Raw genomic sequence first — 20,907 nt, 5'->3', positions numbered from 1 at the left:
ACCGATTCGATAATTTCGGGTAGAGGCGAGATTTTCCAGAGAAAATCGAGCGACATTGTTGTTTGTCGCCGCACTCTACCGGATAACGCTTTTGCTCATGACGTTCATCAGACAATCTGTGTGGACACTGCACTAACCTGTATCAGGCTTTTGGTAAGGAGGTGATCCAACCGCAGGTTCCCCTACGGTTACCTTGTTACGACTTCACCCCAGTCATGAATCACAAAGTGGTAAGCGCCCCCCCGAAGGTTAAGCTACCTACTTCTTTTGCAACCCACTCCCATGGTGTGACGGGCGGTGTGTACAAGGCCCGGGAACGTATTCACCGTAGCATTCTGATCTACGATTACTAGCGATTCCGACTTCATGGAGTCGAGTTGCAGACTCCAATCCGGACTACGACGCACTTTATGAGGTCCGCTTGCTCTCGCGAGGTCGCTTCTCTTTGTATGCGCCATTGTAGCACGTGTGTAGCCCTACTCGTAAGGGCCATGATGACTTGACGTCATCCCCACCTTCCTCCGGTTTATCACCGGCAGTCTCCTTTGAGTTCCCGACCGAATCGCTGGCAACAAAGGATAAGGGTTGCGCTCGTTGCGGGACTTAACCCAACATTTCACAACACGAGCTGACGACAGCCATGCAGCACCTGTCTCAGAGCTCCCGAAGGCACCAATCCATCTCTGGAAAGTTCTCTGGATGTCAAGAGTAGGTAAGGTTCTTCGCGTTGCATCGAATTAAACCACATGCTCCACCGCTTGTGCGGGCCCCCGTCAATTCATTTGAGTTTTAACCTTGCGGCCGTACTCCCCAGGCGGTCGACTTAACGCGTTAGCTCCGGAAGCCACGGTTCAAGACCACAGCCTCCAAGTCGACATCGTTTACGGCGTGGACTACCAGGGTATCTAATCCTGTTTGCTCCCCACGCTTTCGCACCTGAGCGTCAGTCTTCGTCCAGGGGGCCGCCTTCGCCACCGGTATTCCTCCAGATCTCTACGCATTTCACCGCTACACCTGGAATTCTACCCCCCTCTACGAGACTCTAGCCTGCCAGTCTTGAATGCAGTTCCCAGGTTAAGCCCGGGGATTTCACATCCAACTTAACAGACCGCCTGCGTGCGCTTTACGCCCAGTCATTCCGATTAACGCTTGCACCCTCCGTATTACCGCGGCTGCTGGCACGGAGTTAGCCGGTGCTTCTTCTGCGGGTAACGTCAATGAATAAGGCTATTAACCTTATCCCCTTCCTCCCCGCTGAAAGTGCTTTACAACCCGAAGGCCTTCTTCACACACGCGGCATGGCTGCATCAGGGTTTCCCCCATTGTGCAATATTCCCCACTGCTGCCTCCCGTAGGAGTCTGGACCGTGTCTCAGTTCCAGTGTGGCTGGTCATCCTCTCAGACCAGCTAGGGATCGTCGCCTAGGTGGGCCTTTACCCCGCCTACCAGCTAATCCCATCTGGGTTCATCCGATGGTGTGAGGCCCGAAGGTCCCCCACTTTGGTCTTGCAACGTTATGCGGTATTAGCTACCGTTTCCAGTAGTTATCCCCCTCCATCGGGCAGATCCCCAGACATTACTCACCCGTCCGCCGCTCGCCGGCAAAGAAGCAAGCTTCTTCCCGCTGCCGCTCGACTTGCATGTGTTAGGCCTGCCGCCAGCGTTCAATCTGAGCCATGATCAAACTCTTCAATTTAAGATTTGTTTGATTCGCTTAATTAAAAGCTGTGCTCAAAGAATTAATAACTGTTTATTCGTAATGAATTTACTGTTGTCACTCTTCAAGACTTTTTTATATCGTTGCCGATACGGTCTTGTGAGTGCCCACACAGATTGTCTGATTGAATTGTTAAAGAGCAGTGCGCCGTGGCCTGAGCCGCTGCGCGAGGTGGCGTATATTACGCTTCCCTCTTTAAGAGTCAATGTTTATTTTAAACATTTGATTCTCTTTTTCTTACCGACCCGCCGGTGAGTTCACCGCGCCGTGTCGATGGAGGCGCATTATAGGGAGCCGATTCAGAAGCGCAAGCGAATATCGCCAACTTTTTACTGTTTGCGCAACATTCGTTCACTTGGTCGATTTAGCGCGCGTTTTTATCCACTGAGGCAAGTCTGCCAGGCTATTGATAATGTCATCGGCCAGAGATTCGCCCAGCTCGGTGATGGGTTTACCCGTACGAACCAGAACTTTGGTTCCAACGCCCGCAGCAATTGCGGCCTGCATATCTTCAGCTTTATCACCGACCATATAAGAAGCGGCCATATCGATATTTAAATGACGCTGGGCGGAAATCAGCATGCCCGGTTCCGGTTTGCGGCAATCGCAGACCTGACGGTACTCTTCGCTCCCGAACTCTGGATGATGCGGACAGAAATAGATGCCATCCAAATCCACGCCGCGATCGGCCAAAGACCAATCCATCCATTCTGTCAGTTGCATAAACTGATCTTCAGTAAATTTACCGCGGGCAATGCCCGATTGGTTGGTAACCAGAACTAACGTGAATCCCATATTTTTCAACTCACGCATGGCATCAATAACGCCATCAATGAATTGAAACTGATCGATCTCATGAACATAACCGTGATCGACGTTGATCGTACCGTCACGATCAAGAAAAACTGCTGGAACACTCTGTGCCACTTACTTTTGCTCCCGATGGCGTAAATTGCCGGTTAGTATCGCATGTTTTCATCATCAGAGAGAATGCCGGGGTAACGACAATCCCAATTGACTTAGACGTCTAGACGCCCTACCATCCAGCTAACATTCTGACTCTTCAGAATCTGATTTACCCAGCCATAGGCGCTTACAACAAAATTTATGATTGAACTTTCTAATATTACTAAGGTTTTTCAGCAAAACGGGCGAGAAATCACTGCGCTTGCCAATGTAAACCTTCATGTTCCCAAAGGACAAATCTATGGCGTCATTGGCTCATCGGGTGCAGGTAAAAGCACGCTGATTCGCTGCGTCAATTTATTAGAGCGGCCGACCCAAGGTACCGTGCTGGTTGACGGGCAGGATCTGACGAAATTATCCGAGAGCCAGCTAACACAAGCGCGCCGTCAGATTGGGATGATTTTCCAACATTTTAATCTGCTTTCATCGCGCACAGTTTTCGGCAATATCGCCCTTCCGCTGGAACTTGATAACACGCCCAAAGCCGAAATCGCGCGTCGGGTGAATGAATTACTGGATATCGTTGGTTTGTCCGACAAGCATGACGTCTATCCGGCCAACCTTTCCGGCGGACAAAAACAGCGTGTGGCGATTGCCCGTTCATTAGCCAGCAATCCTAAAGTTTTATTGTGCGACGAAGCAACCAGCGCTTTAGATCCGGCCACCACCCGATCCATTTTGACATTACTTAAAGATATCAATCGTCGCCTGGGACTGACGATCCTGTTAATCACCCACGAAATGGACGTCGTAAAACGTATCTGCGACCAGGTTGCGGTGATCAGCGGCGGATGTCTGATTGAGCAGGACACGGTGGGGCAACTGTTTTCCCACCCCAAAACGCCGCTGGCGCAGAAATTCATTCATTCAACATTACATTTGGATATTCCCGAGGATTATGTTGAACGTATGACGCCGACGCGGCGGGAAGGCAGCGTGCCGTTGCTACGTATGGAGTTCACCGGTCAATCCGTGGACGCGCCGTTGCTGTCTGAAGTCGCCCGTCGTTTCAACGTCAACAATAATATTATCAGTGCGCAGATGGATTATGCAGGCGGAGTAAAATTCGGCATTATGCTGGCGGAAATGCACGGCCAGGAGGCGGATACTCAGGCGGCGATAAAATTCCTGCAGGATCACCATGCAAATATCGAGGTATTAGGTTATGTCTGAAGCCATGATGTGGCTAATGGTCCGCGGCGTGTGGGAAACCGTGGCGATGACATTGGTTTCCGGCTTTTTTGGTTTTGTGCTGGGCCTACCGGTGGGCGTGCTGCTTTACATCACCCGGCCGGGACAAATTATCGCCAATCCCAAACTTTACCGCGGGCTTTCAGCGTTAGTGAATATTTTTCGCTCCATCCCGTTCATTATTTTACTGGTCTGGATGATCCCCTTTACCCGAATTATTGTCGGCACATCCATCGGCCTGCAGGCGGCAATTGTCCCATTAACCGTCGGGGCGGCGCCTTTTATTGCCCGTATGGTAGAAAATGCTCTGCTGGAAATTCCTACGGGATTGATTGAGGCCTCACGCGCCATGGGGGCGACCCCGATGCAAATCATCAGAAAAATATTGTTGCCGGAAGCATTACCGGGGCTAATTAACTCCGCGACCATCACGCTCATCACACTTGTTGGCTATTCCGCAATGGGAGGAGCCGTTGGCGCCGGCGGTTTAGGTCAAATTGGTTATCAATATGGTTATATTGGTTATAACGCGACAGTGATGAATACGGTATTAATATTGCTGGTTATTCTGGTTTACCTGATTCAGTTCTGCGGCGATCGTGCAGTAAAAGCCGTCACACATAAGTAAGCATTGAAACTCGCATGCGCTTATTCCAAGCACATGCTACAAAGACATTAATAATTTAGAGGGAAGGATATGGCTATCAAATTAAAATCCATCGCAGCCATCGGCGCCTTGATCGGCGCATTGGCTATAGCGGGATGCGGTCAGGAAGAAAAAGATCCTAATCACATTAAAGTAGGCGTCATCGTTGGCGCAGAGCAGCAAGTTGCGGAAGTCGCTCAAAAAGTGGCGAAAGATAAATATGGTTTGGATGTTGAGTTAGTCACGTTCAATGATTACGTATTACCTAATGAAGCATTGAGCAAAGGCGATATCGACCTTAATGCCTTCCAACACAAACCGTATCTGGATCAACAGATTAAAGATCGTGGTTATAAACTGGTTTCCGTGGGTAACACCTTTGTTTATCCCATTGCCGGCTATTCCAAAAAAATAAAGTCGCTGGATGAATTGCAGGACGGCGCTCAGGTAGCGGTGCCGAACGATCCAACAAACCTGGGCCGGACCTTATTGCTGTTGCAGAAAGTAGGGCTGATTAAGCTGAAAGAAAACGTTGGCCTGCTGCCGACTGTTTTAGATGTAACGGAAAACCCGAAAAATCTGAAGCTGGTTGAACTGGAAGCGCCTCAGTTACCACGTTCGCTGGATGACGCCCAGATCGCACTGGCGGTTATCAATACCACCTATGCCAGCCAAATCAATCTGACGCCGACCAAAGATGGTATATTTATCGAGGAAAAAGATTCTCCTTACGTGAACCTTTTAGTTTCACGCGAAGATAATAAAGACGCCGAAAATGTGAAAAAATTCGTCCAGGCGTACCAGTCAGATGAAGTGAACGAAGCGGCCAATAAAATCTTTAACGGCGGCGCCGTTAAAGGCTGGTAAACCATTATTACTACTTTTACAAAATATATCCAAGACGGGCTGCGGCCCGTCTTGTTATTTGTGTAATAGCTTGCTTCAATATCCGCTCTTAAAAGGAAGAACTGAGGAAATCTTATGCGCGCCTTACCGCTTATTCTGTTAGCAATGTCGCTAACAGGATGTTCTTTATTACAAAAGTCACCGGCCCCGGAGCACCGCCCCGCAAGCGAAACTAAAGTAGAGCCGGCGGCTAAACCTAAACCAGCCCCTCGCCCCGTTGCTCCGGCGGTATTATACAAAAACGCCGAGGAATTAGTTGGCAGCCCGTTCCGGGATATGGGCGAAGTTTCCGGCTCATCCTGTCAGGTCAGCGCTCAGGACGCGCCGCCCAGCCTCGCTAACGCCCGCAAGAGAATGCAGAGCCGAGCGACCGCCATGAAAGCCAATGCCGTTCTGCTGCATGATTGCCAGATTATCAGCGGCGTTGCCGGCTGTTATCGTCAAGCGGTTTGCCAAGGTTCGGCGCTACAAGTGCCTAATCAATGACGGAATTTTTTCTTAATCAGATCGGCGTTATTCGCTCCCCTTATAAAGAAAAATTTGCGATTCCGCGGCAGCCTGGTCTGATTGAAGATGGCGGAGGTGAGCTTCAACTATTACCGCCATATAACCAGCCTGAATGCGTGCGTGGACTATCCGACTTTAGCCACATCTGGATTCTGTTTATTTTCCATCAAACCATGGCGGGCGGCTGGCGTCCTACGGTTCGGCCCCCCAGATTAGGCGGAAATGCGCGCGTGGGCGTTTTTGCGACACGTTCAACCTTTCGCCCCAATCCTGTCGGCATGTCGCTGGTGGAACTGAAAGCGGTCCACACCAAAGGCGATTCGGTAACACTGGAGCTGGGAAGCCTCGATCTGGTCGATGGAACCCCGGTAATCGATATCAAGCCCTATTTGCCATTTGCGGAAAGCCAGCCTCACGCCCTGGCTGGTTTTGCACAGATGGCCCCGGAAGCCGCCATGCCGGTTATTTTTTCCTCTCTAGCCGAGCGGCAGATCGCCGCGCATCAGAAAAAATATCCCCATTTAAAACGTTTTATTCTCCAGGTACTCGCTCAGGATCCACGCCCGGCCTATCGCAAAGGCGAGGACAGCGAGCGGGAATACGCCGTTCTGCTGCTGGAATTTAACGTCCGCTGGCGGGTATCGGCCGAGGGAACTGAAGTCCTGTGTCTCGAAACATGCTAAAAACGTGGAAACATTTTCTAAACCTACTCGTTTTCTAAACCTATAGTGACGGACGTAAGCAGCGAACCGCGTCAGCCCGCCATAAAATTGTTCAGAGTCTCTTTTGACGAACGGCTCACACTGGTAAACTAAGCCACTTTTTATATCTTCGGCTGCACTGGCAGCCTGATGCCATTCGTCGTTCTAACGGAACTAAAACACCATGCGTACTAGCCAATATCTGCTCTCCACACTGAAGGAGACGCCTGCCGATGCGGAAGTGATCAGCCATCAGCTGATGCTCCGAGCCGGGATGATCCGCAAACTGGCCTCCGGTCTTTATACCTGGCTGCCGACTGGCCTGCGGGTTCTGAAAAAAGTTGAAAACATCGTTCGCGAAGAGATGAACAACGCGGGCGCAATCGAAATATCCATGCCCGTCGTTCAGCCCGCCGATTTGTGGATGGAGAGCGGCCGCTGGGAACAATATGGTCCGGAACTGCTGCGTTTTGTCGATCGCGGCGAGCGCCCGTTCGTACTCGGCCCGACGCATGAAGAAGTCATTACCGATTTGATTCGTAACGAAATCAGCTCCTATAAGCAGCTGCCGTTGAATTTCTTTCAGATTCAGACCAAATTCCGCGATGAAGTCCGCCCCCGTTTTGGCGTAATGCGTTCCCGCGAGTTCCTGATGAAAGATGCCTACTCTTTCCACACCTCGCAGGAGTCATTGCAGGTCACATACGATGCGATGTACGCCGCCTACAGCAAAATCTTCAGCCGTATGGATCTGGATTTCAGACCGGTTCAGGCCGATACCGGCTCCATCGGCGGCAGCGCTTCCCATGAATTCCAGGTGCTGGCGGCCAGTGGCGAAGACGATATCGTTTTCTCTACCGGCTCTGACTATGCCGCCAATATTGAGTTGGCGGAAGCCGTCGCGCCTAAATTAGGACGTGCTGAAGCAAAAGAAGAGATGCGTCTGGTTGATACGCCAAACGCCAAGACCATCGCTGAACTGGTCGAGCAATTCAAGCTGCCGGTTGAGAAAACCGTAAAAACGCTGCTGGTGAAAGCCGCCGAGGAAAGCGGCCATAAGCTGGTTGCCCTGCTGGTTCGCGGCGATCATGAATTAAATGAAGTTAAAGCCGAAAAACTTGAACTGGTAGCCAGCCCGCTGACATTCGCCACGGAAGAAGAGATCCGCGCTATTATCGGCGCCGGCCCCGGCTCGCTGGGACCGGTTAATTTACCGGTTCCCGCCGTGGTCGACCGCACCGTCGCGGCGATGAGCGATTTCGGCGCCGGCGCCAACGTTGACGGCAAACACTATTTTGGCATCAACTGGGAGCGCGATGCGGCTCTGCCGATGGTCGCCGATATTCGCAACGTTGTGGAAGGCGATATTAGCCCGGATGGCAAAGGCACGCTGCAGATCAAACGCGGTATTGAAGTCGGCCATATTTTCCAATTGGGCAGCAAATACTCCGAAGCCATGAAAGCGACCGTTCAGGGAGAAGACGGTCGTAATCAGATCCTGACGATGGGCTGCTATGGTATTGGCATCACCCGCGTGGTGGCTGCGGCCATTGAGCAAAACCATGACGATCGCGGCATTATCTGGCCTGACGCTATCGCGCCTTTCCACGTCGCCATTCTGCCGATGAATATGCACAAATCTTTCCGTGTGAAAGAGGTTGCCGAAGATATTTATCAACAGCTGCGGGCAAAAGGTATCGAAGTTCTGCTGGATGACCGGAAAGAGCGTCCGGGCGTGATGTTTGCCGATATGGAGCTGATTGGCGTGCCGCACACTATCGTCATTGGCGATCGCAACCTGGATAATGAAGAGATTGAATATAAAAATCGCCGCGGCGGTGAAAAGCAAATGATTAAAACCAGCGAAATCGTCGATTTCCTGGTGGCAAACGTTGTGCGCTAACCGCCGGAAATCTGTCCTTTCCGCTGGTGGGGAAGGACAGGCATAAAAAAAACGCCGGAAGCGTTTTTTAACGTTACGAAGGAATGTTTAAACGGCACAGCGGACAGGGCGTCCAGCTATAAAAGAATGGTGGGTTCCCCCACCATTTCTATTCCGTCGAAAGCTGCCAATCGGCAATTATTCACGGAATAGCTCTTCAACATCCAATCCTTGCACCTGCAGGATTTCCCGCAGACGACGTAACCCTTCGACCTGAATCTGCCGAACGCGCTCACGCGTCAGACCGATTTCCCGACCGACATCTTCCAGCGTAGCCGCCTCATATCCTAACAGACCAAAACGACGGGCCAACACTTCACGCTGCTTCGCGTTCAGTTCAAACAACCACTTAACGATATTCTGCTTCATATCATTATTCTGAGTGGTATCTTCCGGCCCATTTTCTTTTTCATCCGCAAGAATATCCAACAGCGCTTTTTCCGAATCTCCCCCCAATGGGGTATCAACAGACGTAATGCGCTCATTCAGACGAAGCATGCGATTAACATCATCAACCGGCTTGTCGAGCTGTTCGGCAATCTCTTCCGCACTCGGCTCATGATCCAGTTTATGAGAAAGTTCGCGTGCGGTACGCAGATAGACATTAAGCTCTTTAACGATATGGATTGGCAAACGAATGGTTCGGGTCTGATTCATAATCGCCCGTTCTATGGTTTGCCGAATCCACCAGGTGGCGTATGTTGAAAAACGAAACCCTTTTTCCGGATCGAATTTCTCAACGGCTCGGATCAGACCAAGGTTACCTTCTTCAATCAGATCCAATAGCGCCAGACCTCGATTGTTGTAACGGCGGGCAATCTTTACTACCAACCGCAGGTTACTTTCTATCATCCGGCGGCGCGATGGCGTATCGCCACGCAATGCTCGCCGGGCAAAATAGACTTCTTCTTCAGCAGTTAAAAGCGGTGAATAACCAATTTCTCCCAAATAGAGCTGCGTCGCATCTAAAACACGCTGCGGAATCCCCTGTGATAACAGCTCTTCTTCAGCGGTATCACTGGTTTCTTCCTCTGTCAGCGCCTTATCGTCAAAAACGTCAAGTCCATTCTCTTCAAAATCAGCATCTTCATGTAACTCGTTAACTTTCAGCGTGCTTTGGCTCATAAGTGGCTCCTACCCGTGATCCCATGGCAGAATACCGAAATACTCTGCCCGATTTATCGCTGCGGAAGAAAACGCAGCGGGTTTACGGATTTCCCCTTGTAACGAATTTCAAAATGCAAACGAACTGAACTGGTTCCGGTGCTACCCATAGTAGCTATTTTCTGCCCCGCCGTGACCTCTTGTTGCTCCCGGACCAGCATATTTTCATTATGGGCGTAGGCGCTCAGGTAGTCATCATTATGTTTGATGATTATCAGATTACCGTAACCTCGCAAGGCGTTGCCCGCATAAACTACGCGCCCGCTGGCGGTAGCGATAACGGGTTGTCCACGCGTGCCGGCGATATCAATCCCTTTATTTCCCCCTTCAGAATCGGAGAAACTATCAATGACTTTCCCTTCGGTGGGCCAACGCCAACTGCCGACAGCAGCAGTATTGCTGCTGGCAACAGCCGCTGGTGCGGTAACAGGAGCGGTCGTCGCTGCCCCTGTTGCAGGTAACATCTTACCTACATTCTGTTTACCCGAATTATCAGAATACGCGTTACTTGACTGAGAATCAACCGGCGTAGTTTGTAATTGACTACTCGTTTGTATTTGGTTGCTAGAAGGCGGTACAGGTACGCCGCCCGCAGTTGCATCCCTAGCCGCCAACATACCGCCGCCGGCCGCCGCTCCGCCGGTATTTACACTGTTGCCCAGACTCAGCGTCTGACCGACATTCAAGCTATAAGGCTCAGGAATATTGTTGCGTTGGGCGAGGTCCCGATAATCGTTGCCGGTAATCCAGGCGATATAAAACAGCGTGTCTCCCCGCTTAACCGTATAGGTATTGCCGCTATAGCTTCCTTTGGGGATATTGTCATAACTGCGGTTATAAACGATTCGACCGTCACGGGTGGTCACGTTCGCCCCGGCGGACGGCGTTATCTGTGATGAGGAGGCAGACGGCATGGCGCTTCTGCTGCTGCCCGTATTTCCGCCGACACTGCTGATCGGCGCGGATTTGGTATTATCGTTAGAACAGCCAGCCAACCCTAAGACAACCATCGAACAAGCAGCGATCTGACGCAAATTCATCATTCGGCTTCCCATGCGCCTTACTCCCCTATAACTATAAAATTCAGTAATCAGTTCAGATATTTGTAGCACATACCCATTGTAGCGTAGCTGAGTTCAGGTATTTTTTTCGTCAATCGGAACAAGAAAGATCGCCATTTCTTCATCCCTGGTACAGAAACGAAACCGGAGAGACAACATCTTTATCCGATGCTAGCAATATCAGCCAGCCCATACCATAAACCAGTTGTATTGAAATCTTAAATTTTCAACAACAACGAATAGCGCCGCCGCAACCGTATCAGGCTAATTCGCCTTTGACTAGAGGAACAAACCGAACTGCCTCAACTGTTTGGATAATGAACTCGCCCGCCTGACGCTTAACCAACTGTAACATTTGTGACTGCTCGCCAACCGGCAGCACCATCACGCCGCCCTCGTCCAACTGATCCAGCAGGGCTTGGGGGATCTCCGGCGGGGCGGCCGTAACGATAATCGCGTCAAAAGGCCCGCGCGACGCCCACCCCAGCCAGCCATCGCCATGACGGGTAGATACATTATGCAAATCAAGCTGTTTAAGACGGCGTTTAGCCTGCCATTGAAGCCCTTTAATCCGCTCAACGGAACAGACATGCTTAACTAAATGCGCCAGGATCGCAGTTTGGTAGCCGGAACCGGTGCCGATTTCCAATACGCGGGAAACCGGCGTCAAACGCAATAACTCCGTCATTTTCGCGACCATATAAGGCTGCGAAATCGTTTGACCGGACCCTATCGGCAACGCCGTATTTTCATACGCTTTATGTTCAAAAGCCTCGTCAACAAAGCGTTCTCTGGGCACGGCGGCTATCGCCTGTAGCAGGCGCTCATCCTGTATTCCCTGCTGACGCAACAGCTCCAGCAGCGTTTGCATGCGTTTATTTACCATACCCCGCTAACCTCTGCTTTGGTTAACCTTGTCGTCGATACACTCATTTTCCCCGTCGGGGTAAAATTTGCAGCCACCATCATTGTTGTCACTGATATCCATTCAATAAAAAACAAACCGCAATACATCAGGCGTTGATATCCATGTCTTGATGCGGATTCAATATTTCACGCGCGACGCTGGTAGCGAAACTCCCCGCCGGCAACCAGAATTTTAGTTCAACCGTTGTCTCGTCCCGCCAATCCCAGCGCATTTGCCGCGGATAGAGCAATATCGCCCGGCGAGCCGGCTCCACCCGTTCACGCTGCAACAAAGACAGCAATGTTTCCTGCCCGGCAAGGCTCTCCTGTTCAAAAATCAGCGCGGCATCCTGCGTGCCCGGCGCGCCATCGCCCGGCAAAGGCGCCGTTATCTGCAGTTCGCCGGCGTCAAGCCGCGTCTGTAAAGCGGGCAGCTCATCCGCTTTGGCGACAAACCAACTGCCGCGCCCCGTCAATTGTAATGCGTCGCCGCACAAAACCGTTTTAGCCAACCGCTGCGCCAAGCGGGCGCTGGCTACCTGATTAAACAATGCGCTGCGGCTGGCGGAAAGATAAAAGCTGCGCTTACTGCGTTCCTTAACCCGGATATCGTTGTTCGCCCAGAGACGGGCCTGCTCCAGATTATTGCCGTTTTTGCCGAATCGCTGACTGCCGAAATAGTTAGGTACGCCGTATTGCGCAATCAGCTGCAAACGGGCATCCACCTCAGCCCGATCGCTGACCTGGCGCAACACCAGGGTAAAAGCATTCCCCTGCAATGCGCCAATACGCAATTTACGGCGATGTCGTGCAAACTCAAGCACCTCGCAGCCTTCCAGCGTGAAATCGCGTAAATCAGGGGAGGCCTTGCCAGGAATGTGGAGGCAAAACCACTGTTCCGTAACCGCATGGCGGTCTTTCAGACCTGCGTAGCTCACCGCGCGTTGAGGGATTCGGGCGAATTTCGCCAGCGCGTCCGCCACAAACTGCGTATTGCAGCCGCGTTTACGGATCCGCGCCAGGATGTGCTCGCCTTCGCCATCCGGTTGAAATCCCAAATCCTCAATAACCATGAAATCTTCCGCCGCGGACTTCAGTACGCCCGATGCCCGCGGTTCACCATGCAGCCAGGTAAGCGCTTCGCTTTTTTCCATGCCTACCATGCGACGATTTCATCCGTTTCATTTTTCACCAAGAGTACGACGGATTCACAGGCGATACCCTCACCCCGGCCGGTAAAGCCAAGCTGCTCAGTGGTGGTGGCCTTGACGTTTACATCGTCCATATGGCTTTGCAGATCTTCCGCCAGATTGACGCGCATTTGCGGAATGTGGGGGGCCATTTTCGGCGCCTGAGCGATAATCGTGACATCCAGGTTGCCCAACCGGTAACCTTTTTCGCTGATGCGGCGCCACGCTTCGCGCAGCAATCCGCGGCTGTCGGCGCCTTTGAACGCCGGATCGGTATCGGGAAACAGTTTGCCGATATCGCCCATTGCAGCGGCGCCCAGCAACGCATCCGTCACCGCATGCAACACGACATCCCCGTCAGAGTGCGCAAGCAGCCCTTGAGTGTAAGGAACACGCACCCCGCCGATCACCAGTGGACCTTCGCCACCAAATTTATGAACATCGAAACCGTGACCGATACGCATCGTGCGTTCTCCTTATGACTTATTCAGTAGAATGTAGGTTTACCCAATATAACCGTCATACTTCAAGCCGCCGGCGCGTTGGCCGCCCGCGGCTCGCATATTTAGGGGATAGAACGGCTATGCTGTAAATTCGTTAAATAAAACTCAGCCAACGCCAGATCTTCCGGACGAGTGACTTTGATATTATCAGCTCGCCCGCTGATTATTTGCGGGTGATAACCACAATACTCCAGAGCGGAGGCTTCGTCTGTTACTGTCGCGCCATCATGCAGCGCCTGCCGTAGACAGGTTTTCAGCAGCGCTAATGGAAACAGCTGCGGCGTCAATGCGTGCCACAGGTCATTGCGCTCTACCGTGTGCTCTATCATCGTTCCCGCGCCGCGCTTCATGGTATCACGGACGGGAGACGCCAAAATTCCCCCGACGTCACTATGCAGAGTAATACTCAGCAACCGGTCGAGATCGTCCTGATGCAGACAGGGACGCGCCGCGTCATGCACCAGCACCCATTCAGCGTCAGCGACGCTATCCAGCCCCGCCAGTACGGAATCCGCGCGCTGTTTACCGCCGATGACCACGCCGACGCGCGGATCGCCGGCGATAGGTAAAGTGTGAAAGCGGGCATCATCAGGGCTAATGGCGACAATCACGCGGGTGATGCGGGGATGAGACAACAGTGCGCCGATCGCGTGTTCAAGAATGGTTTTATTGCCGATGATTAAATACTGTTTAGGGCAAGCGCTTTGCATCCTGCTGCCATTGCCGGCGGCAGGTAAGACAGCGACAACCTCTGGCTGGGAAGCAGTTTGTTTTAGCATGCGTTAATGTGATGTATTGTTGGGTAACGATGACGGGGTAGTCGTACTACTGCGGTAGCCGGACTCAGGAACCAGACGATAAAAGCTCTCTCCGGGTTTAATCATGCCCAGTTCATTGCGCGCGCGCTCTTCAATCGCTTCCTGTCCGCCGTCCAGATCGTCGATTTCCGCAAACAGTTGTTCGTTACGGGCCTTCAGCTTGGCATTGTTCCCTTGCTGGACGACAACGTCGTCTTTAACCCGAACATAATCATGAACACCATTCTTCCCTAGCCACAGCGAATACTGAAGCCAGCCAAGTATTATCAATAATAACAGCGTAAGTTTTCCCATCCCGCCCCCTGAAAAACCGCCTAATCATCCCATAACTTTTGCTTCGACTCCACACTGTCTGGCGGAGGGCAGCAAGAATCTCCTCTGAGGAGGATGATAATAGGGCTGTTCGCGACCGGATCGATGTCAAATATCCTACCGTCAACGGAGAATTAACCGGGTAATCGTCCGCGCAGGCAATACTGCGCGTTTAAGGATCGGACGCCAGAACGTCCACGGCGAAAGGCATCGCAAGCGTTAACCTCATCGCCGCGTTTCCCTTGCCAAAACGCGCGCGTCTTTGAACGCCGCCTGCGCGGACGCTTACTTATCAACGCCTTATATATAACTGAATCATATGGCTATCCGCGATCAAATGCCCATTTCTTTTGTAAGGCTTTTTGTTATTGTTTCCTTTGGCTTTTATCGGGTTAGATAACGTTAGCGATAAACGGAATAAAAATCCGTCCAAGCAGGGGCAAGTTGAAGCTTTATCGCTATCTGTGTACTTTTACCCAGCCAAAGCGCATAAAAAAAATTTAATTTCAAACCGAGGGAAACATGTTTAAACGACTTTTATTGATTAGCGCGGTATTTGCCGCCGCTATCTCAAGTACCGTTATTGCCGCAGAGCCGACTTATATGGTCGGAGCCGGCGGCACCTATCGTCCGTTCGAATTTGAAAACGCCCAGAAAGAATTAGAAGGTTTTGATATCGACATCATTAAAGCCATAGCCAAAGCTGAAAACTTCAATATCAAACTCGTCAACACGCCGTGGGAAGGCATCTTCGCCACGCTGAACTCCGGCGATCGCGACATCATTATTTCCGGCATCACCATTACCGACAAACGCAAACAAATGGTCGATTTTTCATCTCCTTATTTCCCGGCGGAACAGGCGATCGTCGTACCGAAAGGCTCCGCCGTCGATTCCATTGCCTCCTTGAAGGATTACAAAGTCGGCGTGGTTAACTCCAGCACCGGCGATCTGGTGGTTTCTAACGTGCTGGGCAAAAACAGTACCGCAATCAAACGCTTTGACAACACGCCGCTGATGCTGCAGGAGCTATATGAAGATGGTATCGGCGCGGCGGTGGGCGATGTCGGCGTGGTGAAGTTTTACATTAAGACCCATCCTGAAAAACAGTTCAGCCTGGTTTCCGATGCGAAATTTGAACGTCAGTATTTCGGGATCGCCGTGGCGAAAGGCAATGAGCCATTGCGCGATAAAATTAATGCCGGCCTGAAGAAAATCATTGCTGACGGCACCTATGCCAAAATCTACCAGACCTGGTTTGATGACGATGTACCCGCTTTACCCACTGAGTAATCGGCGCCCTCACAAACGCGGCTGATAGCGCGGCGGCGCGCTCAAGCATTAACCCGCGAGCGCGCATGCCCGTTTGCCTTACTGACAGACCATCTATTCAATAAAGGAAATAATCTTGACGGGATTTCGTTGGGAGATCATTCAGGAATATGCGCCATTGTTTACGCAAGGCGCCTGGATGACCATCAAATGCACCTTCATCTGTGTCATTCTAGGCACCTGCTGGGGATTAACCCTGGGGCTGGGACGGCTGGCCCAGGCGCCGCACGGCCTATGGAAATATGTGTTGCACTACGGCGTACAATGGCCGGTACGCATCTATATCAGCGCATTTCGCGGTACGCCGCTGTTTGTGCAAATTATGGTGGTGCACTTCGCCCTGGTTCCGATGTTTATTAACCCACGCGACGGTCTGCTGGTCACCAGCAACATTATGTCGTCGGATTTCGCCCGTATGTTACGCTCCGACTATGGCGCGTTTCTCTCCTGCATCGTGGCGATTACCCTGAATGCCGGCGCCTATGTTTCCGAGATATTCCGCGCGGGAATTCAGTCGATCGATCGCGGTCAGATGGAAGCCTCTCGCTCGTTGGGGATGAGCTACGGCCGTACCATGCGAAGAGTCATATTGCCGCAGGCGTTCCGGCGTATGCTCCCCCCGCTGGGTAACAACGCCATCGCCATTGTGAAAGATTCGTCGCTGGCGTCGGCAATCGGTCTGGCCGACCTCGCTTATGCCGCCCGTACGGTTTCTGGAGCCTACGCCACTTATTGGGAACCCTACCTGACTATTTCCGTAGTCTATTGGGTCATTACATTCCTGCTTTCACTGTTGGTGCGGCACATGGAAATGAGGTTCGGTAAAAGTGATTCACGTTAATAACCTGCAAAAACAGTTTGGCAATACCCACGTTCTGCGCGGCATTTCCTGCGATATCGCGCCTCAGGAAGTCGTTTGCCTGATTGGCCCGTCCGGTTCGGGTAAAAGCACGTTCCTGCGCTGTATCAACGCGCTGGAAACCCTCTCCGGCGGGGAAGTGACCGTTAACGGCTTCGCCATCCACGATCAAAAAACCAATTTAAACCGTATGCGGGAAAGCGTCGGCATGGTATTTCAGCGCTTCAATTTATTTCCGCACATGAGCGTGCTGGAAAATCTGATTATGGCGCCGATGGATGTGAAGAAACTTTCCAGAGCGCAGGCGATCGAGCGTGCGGAAGCCCTGCTGCAAAAGGTCGGACTGCTGGATAAAATCGACGCCTGGCCGAACAGCCTGTCGGGCGGTCAGCAGCAGCGCGTGGCGATTGCCCGCGCGCTGGCCATGGAACCCGCCATCATGCTATTTGACGAGCCGACTTCCGCTTTGGATCCCGAATTGGTGGGGGAAGTGCTGGCGGTGATGAAAACGCTGGCGAATGAGGGAATGACCATGGTTATCGTAACCCATGAAATGACCTTCGCCAGAGAGGTGGCCGATCGGGTCATCTTTATCGATCAGGGCATCATTCAGGAGCAGGGCAAGCCGGAAGATATCTTTACCAATCCGGCGAATCCGCGCACTCGCGCTTTTCTGAGTAAAGTTCTACAGGTCAATTCTTAAGGCCGTTGCCCGTGCCTCGCACGGGCCGATCATCTGAACGCACAATCCATTCGGGTCGATGCTCCGCAATAAATCTATCCCACCGGCCGGATTTATCGTCAACCAACGAGAAGCGAAAATACCAGCCAAAATAGACAAATCACCGATAATCCCGTTGCGGAAAGGGTATACCAGACGTTGCCGTTCAGCACCACGCTGAACCCCACGCCTATCACCACCGATAGCGGCATCAGCGCCAGAAAAAACGGCCAGGTGTAAAGCATCAGGAAAAACGCGGTATTAGCGCCGTAGACCAGAAAGGGAATATTGAAAGCCAGGCAATAAAATGAAAAGCCGACGCCGGCCCCCAGAAACAGAGATGAGAAACCGTCGTCTTCGTCGCGCATTGTATCTGTCTTGGCGACACCTAACTGAGTGACATTCTGCATAGTTTTCCCCTTCAATTTCGTCACTCCGCACAAATGCGGGAGTGACGAAGTATTAGAGGTTGATAATAGCTCGCTGGCTCAGCAGATCTAACAGTTGAGCGGTCAAATTTGTTACCAATTGTTCGCCGTTCAGATGAACATCGGGCGCTTCCGGCGCTTCATAAACCGAATCGACGCCGGTGAAATTACGCAGTTCCCCGGCCCGCGCTTTCTTATAGAGTCCTTTCGGATCGCGAGCTTCGCAGATGGCTAAAGGCGTATCGACGAACACCTCGATAAACCGCCCTTCAGACAGCAGATCCCGCACCATTTTCCGCTCCGCGCGGTGCGGCGAGATAAAGGCCGTCAGCACCACCAGCCCGGCATCGACCATCAGTTTGGCAACTTCGCCGACGCGGCGAATATTCTCCCGCCGATCGTCGTCGGTAAAACTTAAATCGCGGCACAGACCGTGACGGACGTTATCGCCGTCCAGCAAGTAGGTACTGACGCCCCGCTGATGCAGCGCCTGCTCCAGCGCGCCGGCCAGCGTCGATTTGCCCGACCCGGAAAGCCCGGTAAACCAGATAACCGCTCCTTGATGGCCATGCAGCCGTTCGCGCTCCTGACGAGACACCACGTGAGAATGCCAGACGACATTCTCATCGGCGGATAAAAAAGATGAATGGCGTTGGGACACGCTATTTCCCTCCCAACAGATCGCGCGCGCCCCAATGCGGGAAGTGGCGGCGAACCAGGGCATTCAGCTCCAGCTCGAACGCGCTGTAAGCGCCGGGCTCCTGATACGTTTGCTCAATAACTTCACGAACCAGCCCTGCCCCCACGGTGACATTGGTCAGGCGATCGATAAAGATCATGCCGCCGGTAACGTGATGTTGTTGATAATTGTCCAACACCATAGGTTCATCAAACGCCAGTTCAACCAGGCCGATGCCGTTCAACGGCAGATTTTCCGTTACCCGCTGCGTCAGGGTATTGATATCGACCTGATACTGAATATTCTCTACCCGGGCGCGGGTTTTTTTGCCGCTAATCTTGATGTCATAACTCTGCCCCGGAACCAGCGGCTGTTCCGCCATCCACACCACATCCACCAGCGCGTTGCGCACCGCTTGCAGGGTTTCCGTACCGTCGACCAGCAGATCGCCGCGGCTGATATCGATCTCATCGGCCAGCACCAGCGTGATCGCCTCGCCGGCCTGCGCCTGTTGCAGATCGCCGTCAAAGGTGACGATCCGGCTGACGCTGGACTCGACGCCCGACGGCAACACTTTTACCCGCTGCCCCACGCTCACCACGCCGGACGCCAGCGTACCGGCGTAGCCGCGAAAATCGAGATTCGGGCGGTTCACATACTGTACCGGGAAACGCATAGGCAGACTAAGGCTACGCTGCGCCACATTGACGGTTTCCAGCACGTCAAGCAGCGTCGGCCCGGTGTACCAGCTCATCGCGCCGCTCGGCTTGGCGACGTTATCGCCGTCCAGCGCGGAAATCGGCACAAAGGTAATATTCAAATCGGTGGGTAACTGCTGGGCGAAATCCAGATAGTCCTGTTTGAATTGCTCAAACACCGTCTGCTGATAGCCCACCAGATCCATTTTGTTCACCGCCACCACCAGATGGCGTATCCCCAGCAGCGTTGCGATAAAACTGTGACGCCGGGTCTGATCCAATACGCCTTTGCGCGCATCGATCAGCAGGATCGCCAGCTCGCAGGTGGATGCCCCGGTCGCCATATTGCGGGTATACTGCTCATGTCCCGGCGTATCGGCAATGATGAATTTGCGCTTTTCCGTCGAGAAATAGCGGTAAGCCACATCAATGGTGATGCCCTGCTCGCGCTCGGCCTGCAGACCATCAACCAGCAAAGCCAGATCCAGCTTTTCCCCCTGCGTCCCCAGCCGCTTACTGTCGCTGTGCAACGTGTTTAATTGATCTTCATAAATCTGACGGGTATCGTGCAGCAAGCGGCCAATCAACGTACTTTTGCCGTCGTCGACGCTGCCGCAGGTCAGAAAACGCAGCAGGGTTTTATCCTGCTGAGCATGCAGATAGGCTTCCACGCCCCCTTGTTCCGCAATCTGCTTGGCGATTGCGCTCTGTTGTTCAACAAACTGGTTCATTCGACGGCTCCTCAGAAATACCCTTGACGCTTTTTCAGCTCCATTGAACCGGCCTGATCGCGATCAATCACCCGTCCCTGACGTTCGCTGGTGGTGGAAATCAGCATCTCTTCAATGATTTCCGGCAGCGTTTGCGCGTTTGACTCAACCGCGCCGGTCAGCGGCCAGCAGCCCAGGGTACGGAAACGCACCATGCGTTGTTCAATCACTTCGCCCGGCTGCAGATCGATACGATCGTCATCCACCATCAGCAACATGCCGTCGCGCTCCAGAACCGGACGCGGAGCGGCCAGATAGAGCGGCACAATATCGATATTTTCCAGATAGATGTACTGCCAGATATCCAGCTCGGTCCAGTTGGACAGCGGAAATACGCGAATGCTTTCGCCCTTGTTGATTTGACCGTTGTAGTTATGCCACAGCTCCGGGCGCTGATTCTTCGGATCCCAGCGGTGAAAGCGGTCGCGGAACGAATAAATCCGTTCTTTGGCGCGCGATTTTTCCTCATCACGCCGCGCGCCGCCAAAAGCGGCGTCAAAACCATATTTATCCAGCGCCTGCTTTAACCCCTCGGTTTTCATGATATCGGTATGCTTGGCGCTGCCGTGAATGAACGGATTAATGCCCAGGGCTTCACCCTGCGGGTTACGGTGCACCAGCAGCTCACACCCGTATGCTTTCGCCGTGCGGTCGCGGAATTCGTACATTTCACGAAATTTCCAACCGGTATCCACATGCAGCAGCGGGAAAGGCAGCGATCCAGGGAAAAAGGCTTTGCGCGCCAGATGCAGCATCACCGAGGAATCTTTACCGATAGAGTACATCATCACCGGGTTGCTGAATTCCGCCGCCACTTCGCGGATGATATGAATACTCTCGGCCTCTAACTGCCGTAAATGGGTGAGTCGTTTCTCGTTCATAACCCTTCC

At 52.5% G+C, this 20,907-nt stretch carries 21 protein-coding genes and 1 rRNA gene; 9 read left to right on the top strand and 13 right to left on the bottom strand.

Annotated features, from left to right (window positions below):
• Positions 1–154: 154 nt before the first annotated feature.
• A 16S ribosomal RNA gene (locus HC231_RS04700) occupies positions 155–1,696 on the bottom strand.
• A gap of 372 nt (positions 1,697–2,068) precedes the next feature.
• A complete protein-coding gene (gene gmhB / locus HC231_RS04695; RefSeq protein ID WP_208229950.1) occupies positions 2,069–2,644 on the bottom strand; it encodes a D-glycero-beta-D-manno-heptose 1,7-bisphosphate 7-phosphatase in 576 nt (191 codons plus the stop codon).
• Between the two features lie 180 nt (positions 2,645–2,824).
• On the opposite strand from gmhB, the gene metN reads away from it, so the two are divergent.
• The 6 genes from metN (at position 2,825) to proS (ending at position 8,537) form a co-directional block, all read left to right on the top strand.
• On the top strand, positions 2,825–3,856 hold the full coding sequence (gene metN, locus HC231_RS04690; protein WP_208229949.1) for a methionine ABC transporter ATP-binding protein MetN: 1,032 nt from the start codon (positions 2,825–2,827) through the stop codon (positions 3,854–3,856).
• The gene (locus HC231_RS04685) at positions 3,849–4,502 is read left to right on the top strand and encodes a methionine ABC transporter permease MetI (RefSeq protein WP_208229948.1); all 654 of its coding nucleotides are present in this window, start codon (positions 3,849–3,851) and stop codon (positions 4,500–4,502) included. Before metN ends, HC231_RS04685 begins: the two co-directional genes overlap by 8 nt.
• A gap of 69 nt (positions 4,503–4,571) precedes the next feature.
• Positions 4,572–5,387, top strand: a complete 816-nt coding sequence (locus HC231_RS04680) for a MetQ/NlpA family lipoprotein (protein ID WP_208229947.1) — start codon at positions 4,572–4,574, stop codon at positions 5,385–5,387.
• A 114-nt stretch (positions 5,388–5,501) separates the two neighbouring features.
• Entirely contained in the window at positions 5,502–5,912 is a 411-nt protein-coding gene (rcsF, locus tag HC231_RS04675; RefSeq protein WP_208229946.1) for an Rcs stress response system protein RcsF, read from the top strand.
• A complete protein-coding gene (tsaA, locus tag HC231_RS04670; protein WP_208229945.1) occupies positions 5,909–6,616 on the top strand; it encodes a tRNA (N6-threonylcarbamoyladenosine(37)-N6)-methyltransferase TrmO in 708 nt (235 codons plus the stop codon). Before rcsF ends, tsaA begins: the two co-directional genes overlap by 4 nt.
• Positions 6,617–6,818: 202 nt before the next feature.
• Positions 6,819–8,537 carry a proline--tRNA ligase gene (proS, locus tag HC231_RS04665; protein ID WP_208229944.1) on the top strand — a complete coding sequence of 573 codons (1,719 nt, stop codon included), beginning with the start codon at positions 6,819–6,821 and terminating at the stop codon, positions 8,535–8,537.
• Between the two features lie 177 nt (positions 8,538–8,714).
• Here the strand turns inward: proS and rpoS are convergent, their stop codons facing one another.
• The 7 genes from rpoS to ftsB form a co-directional block, all read right to left on the bottom strand.
• Positions 8,715–9,701 carry an RNA polymerase sigma factor RpoS gene (gene rpoS, locus HC231_RS04660; RefSeq protein ID WP_208229943.1) on the bottom strand — a complete coding sequence of 329 codons (987 nt, stop codon included), beginning with the start codon at positions 9,699–9,701 and terminating at the stop codon, positions 8,715–8,717.
• A 53-nt stretch (positions 9,702–9,754) separates the two neighbouring features.
• On the bottom strand, positions 9,755–10,783 hold the full coding sequence (gene nlpD / locus HC231_RS04655; protein WP_208229942.1) for a murein hydrolase activator NlpD: 1,029 nt from the start codon (positions 10,781–10,783) through the stop codon (positions 9,755–9,757).
• Between the two features lie 277 nt (positions 10,784–11,060).
• On the bottom strand, positions 11,061–11,687 hold the full coding sequence (locus HC231_RS04650; protein ID WP_208229941.1) for a protein-L-isoaspartate(D-aspartate) O-methyltransferase: 627 nt from the start codon (positions 11,685–11,687) through the stop codon (positions 11,061–11,063).
• Between the two features lie 127 nt (positions 11,688–11,814).
• Positions 11,815–12,861 carry a tRNA pseudouridine(13) synthase TruD gene (gene truD / locus HC231_RS04645; RefSeq protein ID WP_208229940.1) on the bottom strand — a complete coding sequence of 349 codons (1,047 nt, stop codon included), beginning with the start codon at positions 12,859–12,861 and terminating at the stop codon, positions 11,815–11,817.
• Positions 12,862–12,863: 2 nt separating this feature from the next.
• Positions 12,864–13,361 (bottom strand): 2-C-methyl-D-erythritol 2,4-cyclodiphosphate synthase, encoded by a 498-nt coding sequence (ispF, locus tag HC231_RS04640; protein ID WP_208229939.1) that lies wholly within the window; start codon positions 13,359–13,361, stop codon positions 12,864–12,866.
• Between the two features lie 101 nt (positions 13,362–13,462).
• The gene (gene ispD / locus HC231_RS04635; RefSeq protein ID WP_208229938.1) at positions 13,463–14,179 is read right to left on the bottom strand and encodes a 2-C-methyl-D-erythritol 4-phosphate cytidylyltransferase; all 717 of its coding nucleotides are present in this window, start codon (positions 14,177–14,179) and stop codon (positions 13,463–13,465) included.
• A 3-nt stretch (positions 14,180–14,182) separates the two neighbouring features.
• Positions 14,183–14,512 (bottom strand): cell division protein FtsB, encoded by a 330-nt coding sequence (gene ftsB / locus HC231_RS04630; protein WP_208229937.1) that lies wholly within the window; start codon positions 14,510–14,512, stop codon positions 14,183–14,185.
• Between the two features lie 540 nt (positions 14,513–15,052).
• Here ftsB and HC231_RS04625 point away from each other — a divergent pair.
• From HC231_RS04625 to HC231_RS04615, 3 genes are all read left to right on the top strand, one after another.
• Positions 15,053–15,823 carry a basic amino acid ABC transporter substrate-binding protein gene (locus HC231_RS04625; protein ID WP_208229936.1) on the top strand — a complete coding sequence of 257 codons (771 nt, stop codon included), beginning with the start codon at positions 15,053–15,055 and terminating at the stop codon, positions 15,821–15,823.
• Positions 15,824–15,938: 115 nt separating this feature from the next.
• Positions 15,939–16,703, top strand: a complete 765-nt coding sequence (locus HC231_RS04620; RefSeq protein WP_208229935.1) for an amino acid ABC transporter permease — start codon at positions 15,939–15,941, stop codon at positions 16,701–16,703.
• Positions 16,690–17,424, top strand: a complete 735-nt coding sequence (locus tag HC231_RS04615) for an amino acid ABC transporter ATP-binding protein (RefSeq protein WP_208229934.1) — start codon at positions 16,690–16,692, stop codon at positions 17,422–17,424. The genes HC231_RS04620 and HC231_RS04615 overlap by 14 nt, the downstream gene beginning before the upstream one ends.
• 98 nt (positions 17,425–17,522) lie before the next feature.
• On the opposite strand, the gene HC231_RS04610 is transcribed toward HC231_RS04615, so the two are convergent.
• Genes HC231_RS04610 through cysD form a run of 4 tightly spaced genes read right to left on the bottom strand, consistent with a single transcriptional unit; the run spans position 17,523 to position 20,898 of the window.
• Positions 17,523–17,852, bottom strand: a complete 330-nt coding sequence (locus HC231_RS04610; RefSeq protein WP_208229933.1) for a DUF3561 family protein — start codon at positions 17,850–17,852, stop codon at positions 17,523–17,525.
• Between the two features lie 52 nt (positions 17,853–17,904).
• Positions 17,905–18,594 (bottom strand): adenylyl-sulfate kinase, encoded by a 690-nt coding sequence (cysC, locus tag HC231_RS04605; RefSeq protein ID WP_208229932.1) that lies wholly within the window; start codon positions 18,592–18,594, stop codon positions 17,905–17,907.
• On the bottom strand, positions 18,533–19,978 hold the full coding sequence (gene cysN, locus HC231_RS04600) for a sulfate adenylyltransferase subunit CysN (protein ID WP_208229931.1): 1,446 nt from the start codon (positions 19,976–19,978) through the stop codon (positions 18,533–18,535). Before cysN ends, cysC begins: the two co-directional genes overlap by 62 nt.
• Before the next feature lie 11 nt (positions 19,979–19,989).
• Positions 19,990–20,898: a sulfate adenylyltransferase subunit CysD gene (gene cysD / locus HC231_RS04595; protein ID WP_208229930.1), complete on the bottom strand. Its 909-nt coding sequence runs from the start codon at positions 20,896–20,898 to the stop codon at positions 19,990–19,992.
• Between the last annotated feature and the right edge of the window lie 9 nt (positions 20,899–20,907).

Source organism: Brenneria izadpanahii, assembly GCF_017569925.1.
In the GTDB taxonomy this organism is placed as follows: Bacteria; Pseudomonadota; Gammaproteobacteria; order Enterobacterales; family Enterobacteriaceae; genus Brenneria; species Brenneria izadpanahii.
This window is presented reverse-complemented; position numbering and strand designations above follow the sequence as displayed.